The organism is Candidatus Kuenenia sp. (genome assembly GCF_039794105.1).
GTDB lineage: Bacteria > Planctomycetota > Brocadiia > Brocadiales > Brocadiaceae > Kuenenia.
This window is the reverse complement of the sequence record NZ_JBDIWA010000026.1, coordinates 13,396-33,101: the sequence shown is the minus strand read 5'-3', so window position 1 is coordinate 33,101 and position 19,706 is coordinate 13,396. Positions and strand designations below refer to the sequence as shown.

Below are 19,706 nucleotides of genomic sequence, written 5' to 3'. Positions count from 1 at the left end.
CACGTACCATTTTATTCTTTTTTATCAAACATCCTGCCGTCAGAAAATAGCGGGAGCCCCATTAATTTACTGAAATAGCATTTACATCGTTAAGAACGGCTTATTGTATGCAACAATTACTAACAAAAAAACCTACATTAAACATTTCAAACGCATATGAACAGGAAGCAAGGTATCTTATCTTTGAAATATACGGGGAAGAATATGGCATAGAAGTTTTAAGGGTAAAAGAAATTATCAGCATGGTAAAAATTACGCCTGTGCCAAAAACTCCGGAATATGTAAAAGGCATAATAAATCTCCGCGGTAATATTATTCCTGTCATTGATTTGCAGTTAAAACTGGGAATACGGGAAACGGTAGCCGGAGACGACAGATGTATCATTATTGTTGAGACACGCAATGGTCTGAAAGGGATAATCGTTGATATGGTATCGGAGGTACTCGTTGTGAACGCCGATGATATGGAGCCTTCTCTACAATTGAAAAGCAGCATTGACGCCGCTTTTCTTATGGGAATTGCAAAAATAAAGGGGAAATTAAAACTATTACTTAATATCGATAATATATTTGGTGCAGACGGACGGCAGACTCATGGTGAAAAAAATAACCAGATAAATGAAAACAAAAAAGACCTTTACCGGGAAAACAGTGATGACGAGGATTTCGGAAAGGAGGTTCCCCTGATACAGGAAACAGAAAATACAGAAGGCATTTTTGCTGAAAAACCAAAAGAAGAAATTCGCCGGGAAATTTCTGACACAATAAAAGAAATTTTGCCGGAAGATAGTGGCACAAAGGAAAATGCAAAGAATGAAACTGCCGCAATCGATGAAAAACAAACGGATATAATCTTAAGCGATACCGCCTGTACACTGCAAACAATTGGAACAGACAAGGCGGATGAGCCTATAGATCTCAATGCCGTTGCAAAAAACATATCCGTTGATATCAGGGAAGCGACAACATCATTATTTGAAACAATGATTATGATGGATATGAAATTCAAAGAGTATGCACTGGTTGATGAGACTAAAATAAAAAGCGATGTGGTATGCATGATAAGCTTCACCGGCAAATACCATGGCATTGTAAGTTTGTTTTGTTCAAAGGAGCTTGCATTACAAGTTGCTTCAAACATGCTGATGGAAGAACAAACAACGTTGTCCACTGAAGTAAAAGATGCAGTGGGTGAAGTACTCAATATGATTGCCGGAGGCGTAAAAACAAAAATTGCTGAAAAATACGGCGAGATGTACCTTTCCATACCACTGGTAATTGTGGGAGAAGATATCTCTGTTTCCGTTACAGAAACTCAGGAAATGCGCTACAAAACAACGGTTGTGTGTTTTACGAAAGACCCATGGATTACGACACGTTTTGGCTATAATGATGAAATTATGACTGTAGGTTTATTGCTTAAAAAGACAAGCCGGTAAAGAGCCTAAACGGGCATAGCCAGAACCAAACAAGCACGAAATAAAAAATACGAAATACAAAATGGAACCACAGATTGCATAGATTAAAAAATGCGTCACAAACTTACCAATGACTTATGACCAATTCAGAACTTGTTTCGTATTTTAACATTAAATATTTTGCCAAAAAATGCAAAAAATTACTGCTAATGTATTAATGATTAATAGAGAGATATACTAAATGATTAACGTATGGTTTTATACGCTGGCCAGTGTTTTTGCTATCAGTATATGTTCATTGATAGGGGTTGTAACGTTATCATTTAGAGAAACGAATCTGAAGCAAGTCCTTATTTATTTTGTTAGTTTTTCCGCAGGAAGCTTACTTGGCAACGCTTTTTTACACCTGCTTCCGGAGGCCGTTGAAAAAGCAGGTTCAACTTTTCGGTTAAGCACTTCCCTGTTTGTTTTATGCGGGGTAGTTGTCTACTTTAGCGTAGAAAAATTTATCCGCTGGCGGCACTGCCACATACCCGCAACGGAAGAACATCCCCACCCTTTTTCTTTAATGGTGTTGTTTGGAGACGCCGTACACAATTTTATTGATGGATTGATCATCGGAGCAAGCTACATGGTGAGCATTCCGATAGGTTTTGCCACAACAATGGCAGTTGTCTTCCACGAAATTCCCCAGGAGGTTGGAGATTTCGGTTCTTTATTACATGGCGGATTCAGTAAAATAAAGGCTCTTTTTTTCAATTTTCTTTCCGCCTTGGCCGCCATATTAGGTGCGGTTATCGTCCTGGTACTGGGATCTTATGTAGAGGGATTAACCACTTTTTTAGTGCCTTTTGCTGCGGGCGGTTTCATTTATGTTGCAAGTTGCGACCTTATACCGGAATTGCACAGAGAGGTGAAGGTTACGAAATCAATCCTCCAGTTAGCATTTTTCATATTAGGGGTGTTGGTGATGCTGGCATTGTCTTTTGTCGGAGAATAGTGCCATTTCCGCTAAGAAAAACAATGAGAAAAGCGGTTGTTTGGTGAGTATTGCATTTGGTCCCGCATGATATAAGATTTAATCGGAATGATTGTTAATAATGGCGGTAATATGTCCTGGGAAACAGTTTTATGAGAATGATTCCTATCACGAAACCCCCGATGTGTGCCCACCATGCTACGCCTCCATCCTGGGTATTTGCAATGGCCGCCGTACCATTAAAAAATTGTATGAAAAACCAGAATCCCAATACAATATACGCCGGCAATTCAATGAACTGCCAGATAAACAAGAGCGGGAGCAAAACCAGCACACGCGCCCGAGGATAGCTTATCATGTAAGCGCCTAATACACCTGCAACCGCTCCGCTTGCGCCAATACAAGGCACACCTGACTGGCGGTTAAAGAAAATATGCACCACCGCTGAACCAATTCCGCAAATTAAGTAAAAAACCACGAAGCGGAAACGCCCCAATATGTCTTCGATATTGTCCCCAAAAATCCACAAATACCACATATTTCCCAAAAGATGGATAAACCCGCCATGGAGGAACATGTAACTCAGGAAAGGGAAATATGTATTTGACATATTCACCTCCGGGATATCCGCCGACTGGAAAATCTTGAGGGGAACTATGCCATAGGAGAAGAGGAAATCTGTTAAATTCCTTCCTAAAGAGAGTTCAAAAATAAAGGCAAGTACGTTTATCAGGATAATAATAACCGTGACAAGCGGGAATGTTCCGGAAGGATTTCGGTCTCGGATTGGTATCATTTATTTTTTGGCCGAAATGGTAAAAATTCATCTCTTAAGACACTAAGCCTTTTCGTAGACAGTGCGGCGGAAAGGAAATCCGAAATACTAAGCACGAAATACGAAACAAATTCAAATTGTGTAATCTGCACTTCCTGTGCGTTTTGGACATTCAAACATTAGAATTTAGTATTTGTTTCGAATTTCAATATTCGAATTTAGAATTTAGACGCTTCGACATATCGACAAAATTATGTCGATGTTGAGGCACTAAGCCCCTAAACTCTTTTGTTGCTTACTGAAAGGTATTGGCAAGCAGTTTGTAATAGGGGAAATTTCGTCCCGGGCAATCAGTCTGTTTGCAATGCCTGTGCATAAGAACATTATCAGTAGGAATGTGACACCGTTCCTGTATGTATTCCACTAACGCGGAAAGCGATTTCATCTGTGCTTGCGTAGGATACGTTTTATTAAAATTCCCTACCAGGCATATTCCTACGCCAAATTGGTTATATTCTTTTGTCCCTGCGTGTGCACCATCTATCTGCCTTTTCCATCTATTACCCATTTCAATTTCGCCATCGCCGGAACCCTTTCCATTTCCTATAACAAAATGATATCCCAAACCGTTTTGCCATCCGCGCGATTGCCGGTGATATTTATCAAATTCTTCAGCGCTTCCGGTATCGGATGCGCTGTGATGGACAACTATGTACTTCCAGTCGCGAACAAAACAACGTTCCAATTGGTTTTTAATGTCGCTGCTCAGGTAGAAGTCCAATTTTTTTTCAGGTAGTTTTGCGCTTGGTTTCATAATAGTCGATGTTGGTGGAATGGTTGGTGGAGAATAACATCCGCTCATGAAATAAAGAAGGGGGAAAAACATGCAAATACCCATTTTTTGCCAAAAAAGCATTATAATTCTCCTAATAAATGTTTAACACTTGCATGCAACAATGAGTAAATCTTATAATCAGCGGGAATTATAACAAATGAAAGCCTTTTGTCAAATAACAAATATGGGGGTATTTTGTTGTCTCCGGTAGCCCCACGATGCAGTATATTGGGGTGTGAAGGACTACCCATGAGGGGTTGTAGACCAAGCCACTACAATATGTAGCGGCAACTGGGGCCAACTGAGTACCCCTATTTTTTAAAGGAATGAATGGATGCAGATAATTAACCAGGTAGATTTAAAAAGGATGTTAAACATCATAGAAAGAATCCCATTCTTTAGCAACTTCTCAATGCAGGAAAAAAATAGAATGGTATGTCTGAATTCGCATTTTATCATTTTCCAAAAGGGAGAATACCTTATTCGGGAGGGAGATCAGGATTCCGCATTTTTTATCTTACTCTCCGGCACAGTGTCGGTGGTTAAAGGGACAAGTTTATATACCATTGCAAGGCTGTCTCCTGGCGATTTTTTTGGAGAAATATCATTTCTCACCAAGACCCCTAGAACTGCTTCTATTATTGCGGATGATACCGTTCTTGTGGTTAAAGTGAATAAAGAAATGCTTGACTCATTAGGGCCGAGTATCCGCGATAAAATCAAGGATAGTATTATTATGAGGCTGGCTGAACGCATTCAACGTTTAAATAATATATTGATGATTACGGAGTTTGATTCCAGGGGAATTCGAAAAGAGGACAAAATTGCCGGAAGTAAGAACGAGGAATCTTCTCAAACCCAAGCATAAAACAGTGCAGAGTCTCTCTCTTTGTTACATTTTACATATCTTCCCTTTCCTCTTAAAACGGCATTGCTTTAGATAAAAACAGCCAACGGAAGTAGTTTTCGCACATTAAATAAAACTTGACAGTATACCTTGATTAATATAGCATTTTTGCTTATGAATTTTCACCTGACAGTCGTACCTTTTTAAAACCTACTATGGAACGGAGCACATGCAACAATGAGGGTTTCACTGGCTTTAAGCTTTTCTTTGACAAAATATTTGATTAAAAACAGGTTGTTATTTAAAAAAAGATTTCCTCTCGTATTAATGCTGGAAGTAACCCATCTCTGCAATCTTGCCTGTGAAGGATGTGGCCGTATTCTGGAATATCATGATACCATGCGTGAAATGTTAAGCGTTGGGGAGTGTATGCAGGCAATTCATGAGTGCCCGACCCCGGTGGTTACCATAACAGGGGGAGAGCCTCTTATGCATCCGGAAATAGACAAAATTATCTCCGGGGTAATAAAGGAGAAACGGCACGTTTATTTATGCACCAACGGAATATTATTAGTCGATACTTTAAAAAAACTGAAGCCGGACAAATATCTCAATATTAATGTTCATATAGACGGGCTTGCGGAAACGCATGACAAAATAGCAGGCAAAGGGATATTCGACCGGGCGACAAACGCCATCAGGGAAGCAAAAAAAGCAGGCTTTAAAGTCTGTACAAATACTACTATCTTTAAAAATACCAGCGAAAAAGAAATTATGGAATTATTTTCATTTTTGCAGGGACTTGGCGTTGACGGCATGCTGGTTTCTCCTGGTTATGGCTTCGAACACAATGAAAATGAAATTTTTCTCTGTCAAAAGGAAATAGAAGAACGATTTGGGTTTATTTATGGTATTTCAAAAAAATACAAAATATTAAATTCGCCCCTCTATTTGAAATTTTTAAAAGGGGAAAGAACATTGAAATGTACGCCCTGGGGTAATCCTACCCGTAATTATTCAGGATGGAAAAGCCCCTGTTATCTTATCACGAACACACATTATAAAACCTTTGATGAGTATATGAAACAAACTGATTGGGAAAAATACCAGGAAGGACGAGACCCGCGCTGTGAAAACTGCATGATGCATTGTGGTTTCGAACCAACGGTAGTGCTGGAAGGGGGAAAACGCTTGTCAGACATTTATGAAATGGCAAAATGGGGGCTTAGTTAAAAAAATGGTAATAAAAAATTTTGTTAACAGGCCGCAATCTGTAATTTGCCGAGTGCACAGTCTTCCCATTAGTAAAGGGAGCAAGGGATGTTTACCTCAATTTATTGAGAAGTTACCAATTTATGAGTAAAGTGGCGATATCTTCCCAGCGCCATTAGTGGAAAATAGTTGCGATACATGTGGTATTTCAAATAAAAGACTTTGGGAAAACCAGTTGCCGTGAATTCTTTCTCATCCCAGCTACCGTCTTCTTTTTGCGTGGACAAAAGAAAATTTATTCCTCTTTCTGTGGAGGACGATTTTATTTCGCCGGCAGTAATCAGGGTCAGTAATGCCCAGGCTGTTTGAGAAGGAGTGCTTTTGCCTATTCCTTTTAATGCACTGTCCTCATACGATTTTATTGTTTCTCCCCAACCGCCATCCGAATTCTGTACACTCTTCAGCCAGTCAATTGCCTTTTTAATGTATGCCTTATTAATATCTTCACCAACCGCTATCAGTCCGGAAATCACAGACCATGTACCATAAATATAATTTGAACCCCAACGCCCAAACCATGAACCGTCTTCTTCCTGCTCTTTTTTCAGGAATTCAACAGCCTTTTTGATATTTAAATAGGTCTTATTAAATCCGATACGGCCAAAAAATTCTATACATCTGCCTGTTACATCGCTGGTGCTTGGGTCAAGAAGCGCATTAAAATCGGCAAAGGGTATATTATTCAAAATTGTTTTATTATTGTTGCGGTCAAATGCCCCCCATCCGCCGTCATCGCATTGCATAGCCTGCAGCCATCGCAAGGCGCGTAAAAGTGTTTTTTCTTTATGCGTGTCTTCCGGAAGAGAGACCCTCTGTAATGCCATGAGCACCGCGCCGGTATCATCAGTATCGGGATAAAATTCATTCGCATATTGAAAATACCACCCGCTCGGTTCCTCAACCTTACATTTTAATTTCCAATCACCAAAATCCCTGACTTCTTTGCTCAATAACCATTTACCTGCTTTTTGCAGAACAGGGTGAGACCCTGGAATACCTGAATCATGCATTGCAATAACAGACCATGCGGTGTCCCATACGGGAGATACGCACGGTTGCAAATAAAGCATATCGCCTTCATAGATAATCAGCGCCTCCACCTCTTTCATCTGTGCGGCCAAAGCGGGGTGATTATCCGGATAACCAAGGCACTTCATGGCAAAAATCGAATTAATCATTGCCGGCCAAATAGCTCCTAATCCGCCCGATTTTTCCATATGTTCAAGCAACCATTTTTCAGCCATCTTCATCGCAATTCTTCGGATGAATTTAATGGGATGCTGCTCATACCGGCGGAAGATACTATCCGCATCAATAAAAAAGTTGTGCCAGCAAAACCCATCCTGATCCCTTTCTATACGATATACGACGTCTTCACGCGGGATAAGATACAACTCCTTCAGTAAATCATCGCCTACGGCAACATGTGGTTTCCTGGCGATGGCAATAGAAAGGGGGACGACAATACATCTTGACCAGTAGGATATTTCATAAATACTAAAATAAAATCCTGCGGGGAACAAAATCATTTCTACCGGAACGGCAGGCACCGCCTGCCAATCAACCTGGCCAAACATGGCAAGATAAATTTTGGTAAAGCAATTAGCATTCATGATTCCGCCCATGCCAAGGATGCATTCTTTCGCTTTTTTCATGAATGATTCATTTTCCGAATATCCCGCTAATTTTAGTGCAAAATATGCTTTTACCGATGCGCTGATCTCACTTGCTCCGCCATAATAAATATTCCAACCCCCGTCGGTCAGTTGCTGTTTCAGGAGAAATGCGACAGCCTTACCCTGTTTTTCATAATCTACCCTATTAAGAAAATGCATCAGCATGATGTAGTCGGACGTCAATGTGGTATCTGCCTCCAAAATCCCTACCCAGTGACCATCCGTTATATTTTGCTGATTGATGAGATATCGCTGCGCCCTGTCTATCGAATCATCCAAAGGGTTCTCTGTTTTTTGCATTGTAGCTGTAGTTGTTCTGAAGTAAGTATTTTCCAAACTCAATTCATGTTTAATCAACTCTGGAATAGGATGTTTTCCATTGCCGTTTCCATTTCCATTTCCATTAAATTTGTGTACAGTTGTCTCAAACCGTTCTAATAGATTTAATAGAAAACTTCTCATTCTTTTTGAAAACCTCCAATGTACTATTTCATTATGATTAAATTTTCAAGTAAACTACACTGTCACACAAATAAACAGGTGATAAGTTATATAGTATAAATGAAACATTCCTTCTTTTCTGTTAGCCGGGCAATTATACCGCACGTTAAAAAACATTAAGTGCGGATTAGGCAGTGGCTATAGATAACAAATTTAAATCGCAATTTCAAGTAAAACTTGCTTTAGGTATGTGCTTTTTATAAGATGGTTTACCAACTTTTTTCATGCCATATTTTATTATTACTTTGCATTAAAGCCTGAAGAGATATTTTTTCCCATTTATAAAACTGAAAATGTATGACACTGCTGATATATGACAATATATACCTGGACCATGATACCGGTATTGGGCACCCTGAAAATGCCAGGCGGATAGAAAATACCATTAAATATCTGGAGTCCGATAATTTTTTAGCGCACGTAACGATAGAAAAGCCCCGTGCGGCGTCACCTGAAGAAATAGGCCTTATTCATCCAAAAACGTATATCCGGACCATTCAACAAATTGCCAATTCCGGCGGCGGCTGGTTAGATGGAGATACTGCCGTGTCTGGTCCTTCATACAATATCGCATTATATTCCGCAGGAGCAGCCCTCACCGCAATAGATTTAATTATGAAGGGAGAGGCAAAAAACGCTTTTTGCCTTGTTCGCCCACCCGGACACCATGCGACCCCTGACAGGGGTATGGGATTCTGCCTTTTTAACAATGTTGCCATTGCGGCAAGATACCTGCAGAAAAATTACCAACAGAAAAGGATTCTTATAATAGACTGGGATGTTCATCATGGAAATGGCACGCAGGATGCATTTTATGATGACCCTACGGTAATGTACTTTTCAATGCACCGCTATCCATTCTATCCCGGAACGGGGGCAGAAGATGAAACAGGCGAGGGAAAAGGAAAAGGGTTCAATATCAATATACCATTGTCTATGGATACTAACCCCCAAAAGTACATTGAATTGTTTTCCGGGGTAATAGAAGGCAGCGTAAACAGATTTGCGCCGGAATTCATCATTCTCTCTTCAGGTTTCGATGCATACAAAAAAGACCCCATTGGCGGTTTAAACCTTGAGATAGAACATTTTTATACATTAACCGAAATCGTTGTGGAAGCGGCGGAAAAACATTGCGGCGGTAAGCTTTTATCCTGTTTGGAGGGAGGATATCATTTATCCGGTTTACCCTTATGTATCAAAGCCCACCTCAAAGGATTGCTGAAGATTAAATCCTGTTAAAAGATACTTCTTACCACGCGAAGATTGTCAGCCTTCCAAGCGGCCCGTTTGTGTTAACCCATTTTCGTATGTTCCTGGGATTTAAAGGTGCATACTCTTATATTAACGGAGACGTTCCCACCCGGAAATTTTAAAAAAACTGGATTTATCACTTTAACCCCGGATATTAACTCATATATCTACGAAGAACTCAAAAAACTCCGGATAACCCTTTTATTCGAGAGAGCATACCCGTTTTTTTGTAATCGTTCATGGGGTCATGACGAAACAACCCTGTCAGGGCTAACACTACTGTAACGTTTCACTAAAACATGACGGAAGTCCCAAAAAATCAGGAAGGAAAATATTTGCGTTTTTAAAACTGTTACGCTATCATTGACAACGCTATTTGCGCAAGAGGTCTGAGAGAGACCATTCTATGACAGTCTGTTTTTTTACTAACACACATACAAAGAAAGCGAGGCATACCATGGAGACAACGGTTTTTAAAAAAGGCGAACCAATAGCACAAGAAGGCCATTTTACCTACTATGTGTACAGAATCCTGGAGGGAGAAGCACAGTTACTAAAAAATATAAACGGCAGGGAAGTTCCTATATTGAAACTGGGAAAAGGAGCGGTTATCGGGAAACTCTCTTGTTTAGAGGAAAAAAGAAGGCTGGCGTCTACAATAGCCATTACCGATGTAAAGGCGGAGGTCATATCAAAAGAAGAGTTCATAAAAACTCTTAATGAACTCCCCCCGGAGATACATGCATCTATGCGTGAACTCGCCTTTTTGCTTTCTGATCTATCAAGTGTGGTAGGCCAGCTTATTTATTGCCGTAATAGCATGGAGGGCAAGGATCTGAGCACATTGAGCCTGAAAAGTGTTTCGGGGCAACTTGATAAAGCGCCTGAAAGTATAAAGATGGTGTATAAGTCATTAATAGATGATATAATTAATAATTATGCCAAGTGCGGGGAGACATTGAATGAAATACTTCGGAAACTTGACGGCCTTAAAGAAGGTATTTAGCTTTATTACATGCGAAACTAACATTCCCTGTTACCAAGTCAAGGCATAGATTCTTAATATCAACACCAATCCTTTTATAAACTTCACAAAAACTTCATGGTTTCATCCTGTTTTTGGCTTTGGTTTTCCATATCCGGAAGCCCGTTCATCGACGAAAATAGGGACAGCGACTATTTATCATTACCAAGTCAGGGTAAAATGGTTATGTGTTTATTTTATGCCACGAATTGCAAGGACTGTAGCCTCCGGTTATCCACATCATGTAACTCAAAGAGGAAGAACAAGCCACAGAGAACATAAAGAGATGTTAAATGACAGGAAGACCGTATGGCTATGATGGCTTTACGAAAAAACTTGAGACATTATTTGGAAGAAGGTTAAGGGATCTTCCGTGGGGAAGATCAGGCAAAGCCAATAAATAGTCGATGTCCATATTTCCTGCGGTCGTTAGGCGGAATAATATAAATGAAATACACACAATACTTTCTCTATACACGCCAAAGACCTGACAGGGCATATATAAAAGATGAAAATAAAATATTTTAATGATACGGACACGGCTCTGCTGGAATTTACAGAAAAGCTGGTAAAAGAAACACGAGAGATATCAGAGAATATATATATCGACATTGATGAAAAGGGCAATCTTGTTAGCATGACAATTGAACATGCGAAAACAACAGCGCATCTGCCTGACATATCCTACCAACAACTAGAGAAAAAAGTTCTCGCATAAAAAGAAGGGAAAATAGGGGCCGCAACTGTTTATCACTGGCAAGTCAAGGTAAAATGGTTGTGTGTTTATTTTATACCACGAATTGCAAGAACTGTAGCCTCCGGTTATCCACATCATGTAACTCAAATAGGGCGCTATCAACAGCCGGTTTTTGAAGATGAATCGATTTCAGGCAATATCTTCAATGACTACAAGAATACACTACAAAACACCCCTTAAAAATTTGGGTATATTGTCGCTGTCCCTATTTCCAAATTTCGCCCTGTATTTTTGCCCCCAAGCCCTTCTTCAATACGCCTCACGGTATAGACGCATTGCATGCGTCTCTTTTAACCCTGATTGGGAACGAGCGGGGATAATCTGTGTTGTGGCAATTCACGAATTTCCACGGCATAGCGGCATTACAAAGACATTTTTAACCATTGCTGTTTTGCAAAAAACTAAACTGTTGCAATGCTTCACATACAGAAAGCGGTTTCCCAAAATAATAGCCCTGCGCGTAATCTATGCCTATTTCCTTCAGTAATTGAAATGTTTTTTTCGTTTCAACAAATTCGGCGATGGTGAGTTTTTTTAATCCGCGTGCAACCTCAACCATTCCCTTGACCAAATGCTGATCTACAGAGTTTTGTGAAAGGTGTTGAATAAAACTGCCGTCTATTTTGAGATAATCCACGGGCAAATGTTTAAGATAATTAAATGATGAAAAACCGCTCCCAAAATCATCCAGGGCAAAACGGCATCCTATTGACTTAAGCGTTGCGATGAAATGCTGTGCTTTTGCAATGTTCTCTATGATTGCCGTCTCTGTTATTTCAAAAATTAGCATTTCGGGACGAAGGACATTTTCCCCGATTTCCCTTTTTATTATGGACAATAGTTCATTATCGGAAAATGCCTTGCCTGACAGGTTTATTTCAAGAAATATACCGTTTTCATGCAGTTTCAGTTCTTTTACAATGCGGATTGCGTTGACAACTACCCATCGGTCGATTTCGTGTATAATGCCAAATCGTTCGGCGGTGCGGAGGAATTTTAAAGGTGGAATAACCTCCTGGTTTTTTTCCGTCAGGCGGAGCAGCGCCTCGTAAGCGGTAATTTTGTTGTTTTTCAGATTTATTATCGGCTGCAAATATAATGCAAAGTTGTCTTGTTCCAGTGCTATCTTGATTCTGCGCTTCCAGTCATATTGCGTCTCGATGTGTATTTTATGTTCCAGCGAGAAAATACAGTCGCGGTTTCGCCCTTCGTCTTTTGCCTGATACATTGCCATATCAGCGTTGGCGAGCAGTGTTTCCGCAGTATCACCGTGTACGGGAAACATAGCAATGCCAATGCTGACGGTGATATGCAGTGGATTCAGACTGTCAAGCGCAAGGCAGTTTCTTGTCAATTCCACAAGTTGTTTTGAAATTTGCTGTGCCTGTTCTTCTTCGGTATTAGGCAATATTACGGCAAACTCATCCCCTCCAAGCCTGGCTAGAATATCTGTCTGCCGCAGCCTTTCTCTCAGTATACAAGCTAATTTTATAAGCAATTCATCCCCGTACTGATGGCCAAGGGTATCATTAACATATTTGAAATTATCCAAATCCAGAAATAAAAGTGCTCCTTTGATATGGTTTCTCTGCGCTTCCAGAAGGCGTAGTTCGAGTTCTTCCTTAAAACGCCTGCGATTAAACAGGCAGGTAAGAGGGTCGTGATCTGCTAAAAATACAAGCTGCGATTGAGAAATTTTTATCTCGGTAATGTCTCTGGCAATGCCTTCTATGGAAATGACGTTTTTACTGCTGTCGAATACGGGCGCTTCCTGCATCTGCAGCGTTCGTGTTGCGCCGTTTTTGTGGTACATTTCAATTTCATAAGGCGGCTGCTTGATCCCCTTTACGCTCAGCGCCAGGCATTGGGCGGCATCGTTGTTTACCGGATGGCTGGTCAGATATTCGCGGCAGCGGGTGTAAAACTCTTCAGGAGTATAGCCGAGGATGTTTTTGATGGAAGGGCTGATATATGTAAAAACACCGCTGGCGTCCCGTGTGAAGAAGAAATAATTATCCTGAAGGCCTTCTATCAGTCTCCGGTATCTTTCTTCAGATTTGTGCAGTTCCGTTTCTGTTTGTATTCTTATTTTTGCCTGCTGGATGGTGAGCAGCATGCGGTCTATATCGAGGGGTTTTACCTCGTAAGAGATCACGTCTTTTTGCTTGATAGCTTCGATTGTGCTGTCGAGCGTTGCATGGCCGGTTATGTATATGTATTGCGTGGAAGGCGAAATGCTCGCTAATTTTCCGACAAGTTCTGTGCCTTTAATATCGGGAAGCTCAATATCAACAAGTGCTAAATCAAAATGCTTGTTTTGGGCGGAGAGAAGAGCGTCGTTGCCAAGAGAAACTCTTTCGGCGGCGTAGCCGTGTATCTCAAGGATGTCCCTGATGTTTTCCCCAAGCTCTTTGTTGTCATCAACGAGGAGTATGTTAAATGGTTTTGTCATTATATCTCATTTTCCTTCTGACTCGCCCGGGTCAGGTTTTTTCCTGTATAATATCCAGCAGCCGGTCAATATCCAAAGGTTTATCCAGACAAACACAGGCGTTTCTCTGCAGTGCCCTATCAACAAGGTTTCTTAATTCGTTCCGATATCCTGTTATTAAAATCACGACTACTGAAGGGCGGATATCCCTTATGGCAAGGTAGGCGTCCAGACCGTTCATGGTGGGCAGTTTCATATCCAGGAGTATGACGTCAAAAAGATTTTCCCGGGACATTTGCACGGCAATGCTGCCGTCATTTGCCGTTTTTACCCTGTAGCCTTTTTCATGGAGAAGGTCTGACAGGCTTTCGCAAATATCGTTGTCATCGTCAACGACCATAATGAACGCTCCATTTTTCTGGGTGTGTTTAATGGTTGAAAAAAGCTTTCCGAAGTTGATGGGTTTGTGGAAAATGGCAAAAGCACCTTCCCTTAGAGCATTTACAAGAAGTTCCTCAACGGCATAAGCGGATATCATAATTACCGGCAGCCGTGGATTAATCTGTTTGAGCGTTTTGTATGTATCAACGCCGTTCATGACAGGCATTTTTATATCCATCAAAACAAGATCAAATGAGTTTTTCTTCACTGCCTCTATTGCGTCAAATCCATCATGAACTGCAGTTGCCAAATAGCCTTTTGACTCAAAAATATCAATGCAATTCGTGCAAAAGTCTACATTATCGTCCACAATAAGAATATGAAGTGTTTTTTCCAGTGTGTTTCCATGCAACATTTATTTCTCCCTTTTTGAAAAACTGTTGAATGATCCATATAGGGAATAGCTACGCTGTCTCTTCATGTGTCACGGGCAATTGCAGAATAAAAGCCGCACCTTTCCCCTTTTCTGACTCCACAGTAATTGTTCCTCCATGGCGTTCAATAATCATTTTGCAAATAGTCAAACCAAAGCCGATACCTGTAGTTTTTGTGCTGAAAAGCGGTTCAAATATCCTTTCCCTGTCTTCCGGCATAATGCCAGGCCCTGTATCCTGAATGCGTATTTCTATAAATCTGTTTTTCTCAAGATGTTTTTCCTGGCCGGATATTGACAATATTCCGCATTCTCCCATTGCCTGAACGGCATTTGCAATGATATTTCTGAAGACCATTTCTAACTGTTCTTTGTCTGCCTTGGCAACAAGGGCATCTTCTATTTTCTTTTTGACAGCAATGGTTTGTGGCAGGTTCAATGTTGTAAGCACATTTTCAATAATCTCATGTATCCCTGCTGTTTTCGTATAGGGTTCCTTCATTTTTGCCACATCGACGAGATTCTGTATTATCCCCGCAGCCTTTTTTACCTGTGACTTTATACGGTCGATATGCGTCTTTATTTTTTCATCAGCGTCTTTCAGTTTTAGCCCAAGGTAATACGCGGAACTGTCGATTACTCCGAGTGGGTTCTTGATTTCGTGGGCAATACTGCCGGAAACTTTGCCCAATACGGCAAGCCGTTCTGAAGAAATAATTTCGTTTTCCATCTGCCTTTGCAAGGTAATATCGCGCCAGATGCTAACAATGATACCCTGCTCCATCGTATCCGGATTTTCTACAAGAGAGGCATTGACGCTGAAATACCTGACGCCATCCGGCGTTGTTTTCTGAAAGCACACATCCTGGCTGAAGCCGTTCCGGCATACATTCTCCGCCAGCGCCGCCCATTGCTCGCCGGCTTTGCCGTCGAGCTGTTCGAGCCATACAAACAGATTGGTTTCTATTACGTTTCTCAGGGTATTGCCAAAAAAAACACAAAACACATCATTGGCTACAATAATATTTTTCGCTGCGTCAGTGACTATTACGCCGTTGTTCGTGGAACGTAAAATTGCCTCAAAGAACCGGATTGTCCGTTTTGCCGCTTCAAGTTCATTTTTAACGAGACGGTCAGGCATTGTGTTCTGTGTTGTGGTCAACATGGCAGAGATTTCGTTAAGTTGACGGCGCTGAATTTATATTCGGGCTGTTTTGAATGGATGTCACAGACATTGTTTGTTACAAGATTAGCTAATCTGGCATCTTTATTGTTTATAGCGCCGCCGTAATGTATTGGCATAAAAATATTTCCCTGAAGCACACGGCCGGAAATCTGAGCGAAGCCTTTTGTCGTGCCGCGTGAAGAGGAAACTTCAACTTCATCTCCGTTTTGTATGCGTAGTTGTGCGGCATCGTGCGGATGAATCTCGACGAAGTTATCCGGTGCGCGTTGGTGTAAATAGGGAATACGTTTTGTCCGGGTGCCGGTGTTAAAATGCCATTGCTGGCGTCCGGTGATAAGAACAAAGGGATATATTTCGTTAATAGTTTCTTTTGGAGGGAGGTATTCGCGCGGCAGCAGGGCGGCGCGCCCATCGGCTCTGGGGAAATATCTGTCCGTGAACAGGCGAGGCGTTCCCGGATGATTCACATCCGGGCATGGCAGTTGAATACCCGTATTCCCGCGTAATCTTTCATACGTCACTCCGCTCATATCGCAAATGCGGCCACTTGTTATTTGTTTAAACTCCCCGAAGACTTCTTCCGGAGAAGAGTAAGGAAATTCCTTTTCAAATCCCATCGCACGCGCAACAAGCCACAATATTTCGCAGTCCGGCTTCGCTTCTCCAGGCGGGTCGATTATTTTGTCCGCCAGTTCGATGCGCCTCTCTGAAGAAATATACGTGCCTGCCTTTTCGCACCACTGGGCGGCGGGCAATACTACGTCCGCAAGCCGGGTGGTTTCGGTGGGGTGAAAAATATCCTGAACAACAAGCAATTCCGCCTTCGATAACCCTTCTAAAATCCACTTTGTATTAGGCAGCGATGCGGCGGGATTTGCGGCAATGACCCAGAGGGCGCGCACGTCGCCCGAATGAAGGCCGCTGACGATATCTATTATGGACCTGCCTGGAACCGGATGGAGTTTTTCTGCAGGAATACCCCAAAAATCGGCTACTTCCTGCCGATGCTGTGGGTTTGCAACCATCCGCATGCCTGGCAAAAGATGCGATAATCCGCCAACCCAGCGGCAGCCGAGCGCATTGCATTCCCCGGTGATTGACAACGGCCCTGCGCCCGGTTTGCAAAAATTATTTGTCAGAAGCCATAAATTATGCAATGTGTTATTTTTAAATACCGCCTGCGTGGAGTGGTTATATCCCTGGAACCAGAAAACAAGCATTGCCTTAGACCGGCCAATCATTCGCGCTGCATCAATAATAAGCTGTTCGGGGCATCCGGTGATTTCTGCCGCTCTTGAAGGGGGGCAATCCTCTGAAAGTTCCTTAAGATCTTTGATTCCCGAGGCATATTCCTCCACCTTTTCTTCGTTGACATACCCTTCTTTCAATAAAACATGGGCTATGGAGTTATTCAGCGCTACGTCCGTTCCTGGCCTAATCTGAAGATGAATATCCGCTATGCCGGTAGTTTCCGACCTGCGCGGGTCAACGACAATAACCTTTGCGCCGTTCTTTCCTTTCGACCTTGCTACCCTTGCGAACAGGGCAGGCACAGAGATGGCCATATTATTGCCGGCAATGAAGAACAAATCCGCCTGTTCTATATCCGCATAGCATGCAGGAGGGGCGTCTGCGCCTATAGTCGATATAAAGCCCATTGCAGAACTTGCCATACATAGACGGGTGCTGGACTCGATATTGTTGGAGCCAATGCATCCTTTTATCAGTTTATTCATGAGATAATACTCCTCCGTCATACATGTTGCTCCGCTGTGAATGGCAATTGCTCCAGGACCATGCGTTTCTATGATTTTTTTAAACCGGGAGGCGACATGGGCGATTGCTTCTTCCCAGGAAACATGGGAGCGCTTTCCGTCCCGCCTGATCATTGGCTTTGTCAGCCTATCCTCCGCGTAGAATACGGGTACAGAGTTGGAGGGAAGGGTACATATCATGCCATCGTTGGCAGGATGGCCTGGCATACCTTTGATTTCAACAATTTTCCCGTCTTCCACTCCGGCCATCAAACCGCAGCCGAAGCCGCAATACGGGCATGTTGTTTTGTGCCATTGAATTGGCATAGTAAAACGGTCTCCCTTGTTTTTATTTATCTCAATGATTACGTTCTTGCTTTTTTTGCGAGGTAGATCATAAGGATTGAGATATCTGCCGGCGATACCCCCGAAATGCGTGAGGCTTGTCCTAAAGATAATGGGCGTATCTGTGAAAGTTTTTGGCGCGCTTCTCTTCTTAATTCTGTAATGTGTGAATAGTCCAGCCAATCCGGAATCCTGTAGCCTTCCATCTTTTTGAATTTCTCTATTTGGCTGTATTGGCGCTCTATATATCCCTTATATTTTATTTCAATCTCCACCTGTTCCTGCACATCTCCAGGCACGTTTTTTTCTGCAAGTTCGGCGTCTATTTTGAGAACTTGATCAAACGTTTGTTCCGGGCGGCTGAGTATTTTTGCTAACGTGTCTTGCCCATCCATTTTATGGTTCAGGTATGCAAGGGTTTCCGCAATGAGGCGTTCTTTTTCCTGTAATGTACTCCATTGCTGATCTGAGATGAGTCCGTATTTGTGTCCGTATTTCATCAGTCGTCTGTCTGCGTTGTCCTGACGCAAAAGCAGGCGGTATTCTGCGCGGGAAGTAAACAGCCTGTATGGCTCCTCGGTGCCTTTTGTAACAAGATCGTCAATGAGTACTCCGATATATGCTTCCGAACGGTCAAGAATAAACGGCTCCTTTCCCTGTATTTTCAGGGCGGCATTAATCCCGGCCATTATTCCCTGTGCAGCAGCTTCTTCGTAACCGGAAGTGCCGTTGATTTGTCCGGCAAGATAAAGGTTCTCCACCGCCTTTGTTTCCAGGGATACTTTTAGTTGTGTAGGCGGCACGAAATCATATTCTATCGCATAGCCATATCGAACGATTTCCGCCGCTTCCAGCCCTTCAATGGAATGTACTATTCTTTCCTGCACGTCATGAGGCATACTTGTGGAAATGCCGTTACAGTATATTTCCAGCGTATCGAGTCCCTCCGGTTCCAGAAATATTTGATGCTGCAGTTTGTCCGGAAAACGCACGATTTTATCTTCCAGCGACGGGCAATACCTTGGGCCGGTTGTACTAATTTGACCGGTATAAAGCGGGGCGCGATTAAGGTTGGACATGACAATTTCATGTGTGGTCTGGTTTGTGTAGGTTATGTAACAGGGTACTTGTGCACCGGATAATGTTTTTGTTGAAAATGAAAATGGCCGCGGATTTTCGTCGCCATGTTGTGGTTTAAGATTTTTGTAGTTTATAGTGCGCCCGTTAAGACGGGGAGAAGTGCCGGTTTTAAGTCTTTGTATTTCAAGCCCAAGATCGCGCAGGGAACCGGATAGTCTTTCGGAAGAGAGTTCTCCAATCCTGCCGCCGCTCGTTATGTAGTTTCCGATGTGGATTATGCCCTTTAGAAATGTGCCTGTGGTAAGGATCACCGCCTTTGATTTGTATTGTAAACCACTCTGGCCGGCAACGCCGGCGACCTTATTGTCTATGACAATAAGGCTGTCTGCAATTTCCTGCTTCAAAAAAAGATTATCCTGGCGCTCCAATCTTTTTTTCATGGCTGCCTGATATGCTTTTTTATCGGCCTGGGCGCGTGGTGAATGCACTGCGGGGCCTTTTTTTGTGTTGAGCATGCGAAACTGAATACCCGTTGCATCAATCACCTGCGCCATTTCTCCGCCCAATGCGTCGATTTCTCTCACGAGCTGCCCCTTGGCAATACCCCCAATTGCAGGATTGCAGGACATTTGTGCGACTGTATCGAGGTTTATTGAGAGAAGGGCGGTATTCAGTCCCATGCGCGCCGAGGCTAAAGCGGCTTCGCATCCGGCATGTCCCGCGCCAACAACAATAACATCAAACTCCGTATGCATATG

General features: G+C 42.3%; 15 protein-coding genes. 7 read left to right on the top strand and 8 right to left on the bottom strand.

Going from position 1 to position 19,706, the window contains the following annotated elements; translation table 11 throughout:
• Window positions 1-107: 107 nt before the first annotated feature.
• Complete coding sequence (locus ABJL82_RS12005) at window positions 108-1,439, top strand: chemotaxis protein CheW (protein ID WP_347274929.1); 1,332 nt, start codon at window positions 108-110, stop codon at window positions 1,437-1,439.
• Window positions 1,440-1,659: 220 nt separating this feature from the next.
• Window positions 1,660-2,418, top strand: a complete 759-nt coding sequence (locus ABJL82_RS12000; RefSeq protein WP_347274928.1) for a ZIP family metal transporter — start codon at window positions 1,660-1,662, stop codon at window positions 2,416-2,418.
• 94 nt (window positions 2,419-2,512) lie between these two features.
• Here the strand turns inward: ABJL82_RS12000 and ABJL82_RS11995 are convergent, their stop codons facing one another.
• Together ABJL82_RS11995 and ABJL82_RS11990 are read right to left on the bottom strand one after the other, a co-directional pair.
• Entirely contained in the window at window positions 2,513-3,193 is a 681-nt protein-coding gene (locus tag ABJL82_RS11995) for a rhomboid family intramembrane serine protease (protein ID WP_347274927.1), read from the bottom strand.
• Window positions 3,194-3,467: 274 nt separating this feature from the next.
• A complete protein-coding gene (locus ABJL82_RS11990) occupies window positions 3,468-4,088 on the bottom strand; it encodes a peptidoglycan recognition family protein (RefSeq protein ID WP_347274926.1) in 621 nt (206 codons plus the stop codon).
• A 253-nt stretch (window positions 4,089-4,341) separates the two neighbouring features.
• Here ABJL82_RS11990 and ABJL82_RS11985 point away from each other — a divergent pair, with 253 nt between their 5' ends.
• Entirely contained in the window at window positions 4,342-4,875 is a 534-nt protein-coding gene (locus ABJL82_RS11985; protein WP_347274925.1) for a cyclic nucleotide-binding domain-containing protein, read from the top strand.
• 216 nt (window positions 4,876-5,091) lie between these two features.
• A complete protein-coding gene (gene hpnH, locus ABJL82_RS11980) occupies window positions 5,092-6,087 on the top strand; it encodes an adenosyl-hopene transferase HpnH (RefSeq protein WP_347274924.1) in 996 nt (331 codons plus the stop codon).
• A gap of 101 nt (window positions 6,088-6,188) precedes the next feature.
• Here hpnH and shc read toward each other — a convergent pair whose 3' ends face one another.
• The gene (gene shc, locus ABJL82_RS11975; protein ID WP_347274923.1) at window positions 6,189-8,264 is read right to left on the bottom strand and encodes a squalene--hopene cyclase; all 2,076 of its coding nucleotides are present in this window, start codon (window positions 8,262-8,264) and stop codon (window positions 6,189-6,191) included.
• Between the two features lie 336 nt (window positions 8,265-8,600).
• Here shc and ABJL82_RS11970 point away from each other — a divergent pair, with 336 nt between their 5' ends.
• The 3 genes from ABJL82_RS11970 to ABJL82_RS11960 all read left to right on the top strand — a co-directional run bounded on the left by ABJL82_RS11970 (window position 8,601) and on the right by ABJL82_RS11960 (window position 11,299).
• Window positions 8,601-9,545 (top strand): histone deacetylase, encoded by a 945-nt coding sequence (locus ABJL82_RS11970; protein WP_347274922.1) that lies wholly within the window; start codon window positions 8,601-8,603, stop codon window positions 9,543-9,545.
• A 469-nt stretch (window positions 9,546-10,014) separates the two neighbouring features.
• Window positions 10,015-10,563, top strand: coding sequence for a cyclic nucleotide-binding domain-containing protein (locus tag ABJL82_RS11965; RefSeq protein ID WP_347274921.1), 549 nt, complete (start codon window positions 10,015-10,017; stop codon window positions 10,561-10,563).
• Between the two features lie 526 nt (window positions 10,564-11,089).
• Window positions 11,090-11,299 (top strand): DUF2283 domain-containing protein, encoded by a 210-nt coding sequence (locus tag ABJL82_RS11960; RefSeq protein WP_347274920.1) that lies wholly within the window; start codon window positions 11,090-11,092, stop codon window positions 11,297-11,299.
• A 415-nt stretch (window positions 11,300-11,714) separates the two neighbouring features.
• Here ABJL82_RS11960 and ABJL82_RS11955 read toward each other — a convergent pair whose 3' ends face one another.
• From ABJL82_RS11955 to mnmG, 5 genes are read right to left on the bottom strand one after another with little or no spacing between them, the layout of a single operon-like run.
• Window positions 11,715-13,790, bottom strand: coding sequence for an EAL domain-containing protein (locus tag ABJL82_RS11955; RefSeq protein WP_347274919.1), 2,076 nt, complete (start codon window positions 13,788-13,790; stop codon window positions 11,715-11,717).
• 31 nt (window positions 13,791-13,821) lie between these two features.
• Window positions 13,822-14,565 (bottom strand): response regulator, encoded by a 744-nt coding sequence (locus tag ABJL82_RS11950; protein WP_347274918.1) that lies wholly within the window; start codon window positions 14,563-14,565, stop codon window positions 13,822-13,824.
• A gap of 49 nt (window positions 14,566-14,614) precedes the next feature.
• Window positions 14,615-15,748 carry an ATP-binding protein gene (locus ABJL82_RS11945; RefSeq protein ID WP_347274917.1) on the bottom strand — a complete coding sequence of 378 codons (1,134 nt, stop codon included), beginning with the start codon at window positions 15,746-15,748 and terminating at the stop codon, window positions 14,615-14,617.
• Window positions 15,742-17,850 carry a nitrate reductase gene (locus tag ABJL82_RS11940; protein ID WP_347274916.1) on the bottom strand — a complete coding sequence of 703 codons (2,109 nt, stop codon included), beginning with the start codon at window positions 17,848-17,850 and terminating at the stop codon, window positions 15,742-15,744. The genes ABJL82_RS11945 and ABJL82_RS11940 overlap by 7 nt, the downstream gene beginning before the upstream one ends.
• Before the next feature lie 38 nt (window positions 17,851-17,888).
• The gene (mnmG, locus tag ABJL82_RS11935; protein WP_347274915.1) at window positions 17,889-19,703 is read right to left on the bottom strand and encodes a tRNA uridine-5-carboxymethylaminomethyl(34) synthesis enzyme MnmG; all 1,815 of its coding nucleotides are present in this window, start codon (window positions 19,701-19,703) and stop codon (window positions 17,889-17,891) included.
• Between the last annotated feature and the right edge of the window lie 3 nt (window positions 19,704-19,706).

Coding starts and splice junctions, on each gene's coding strand:
- ABJL82_RS11965 (WP_347274921.1), top strand. CDS start 10,015: ATGGAGACAACGGTTTTTAAAAAAGGCGAACCAATAGCACAAGAAGGC.
- ABJL82_RS11945 (WP_347274917.1), bottom strand. CDS start 15,748: ATGTTGACCACAACACAGAACACAATGCCTGACCGTCTCGTTAAAAAT.
- ABJL82_RS12000 (WP_347274928.1), top strand. CDS start 1,660: ATGATTAACGTATGGTTTTATACGCTGGCCAGTGTTTTTGCTATCAGT.
- hpnH (WP_347274924.1), top strand. CDS start 5,092: ATGAGGGTTTCACTGGCTTTAAGCTTTTCTTTGACAAAATATTTGATT.
- ABJL82_RS12005 (WP_347274929.1), top strand. CDS start 108: ATGCAACAATTACTAACAAAAAAACCTACATTAAACATTTCAAACGCA.
- ABJL82_RS11990 (WP_347274926.1), bottom strand. CDS start 4,088: ATGCTTTTTTGGCAAAAAATGGGTATTTGCATGTTTTTCCCCCTTCTT.
- ABJL82_RS11950 (WP_347274918.1), bottom strand. CDS start 14,565: ATGTTGCATGGAAACACACTGGAAAAAACACTTCATATTCTTATTGTG.
- ABJL82_RS11985 (WP_347274925.1), top strand. CDS start 4,342: ATGCAGATAATTAACCAGGTAGATTTAAAAAGGATGTTAAACATCATA.
- ABJL82_RS11955 (WP_347274919.1), bottom strand. CDS start 13,790: ATGACAAAACCATTTAACATACTCCTCGTTGATGACAACAAAGAGCTT.
- ABJL82_RS11995 (WP_347274927.1), bottom strand. CDS start 3,193: ATGATACCAATCCGAGACCGAAATCCTTCCGGAACATTCCCGCTTGTC.
- ABJL82_RS11970 (WP_347274922.1), top strand. CDS start 8,601: ATGACACTGCTGATATATGACAATATATACCTGGACCATGATACCGGT.
- shc (WP_347274923.1), bottom strand. CDS start 8,264: ATGAGAAGTTTTCTATTAAATCTATTAGAACGGTTTGAGACAACTGTA.
- mnmG (WP_347274915.1), bottom strand. CDS start 19,703: ATGCATACGGAGTTTGATGTTATTGTTGTTGGCGCGGGACATGCCGGA.
- ABJL82_RS11960 (WP_347274920.1), top strand. CDS start 11,090: ATGAAAATAAAATATTTTAATGATACGGACACGGCTCTGCTGGAATTT.
- ABJL82_RS11940 (WP_347274916.1), bottom strand. CDS start 17,850: ATGCCAATTCAATGGCACAAAACAACATGCCCGTATTGCGGCTTCGGC.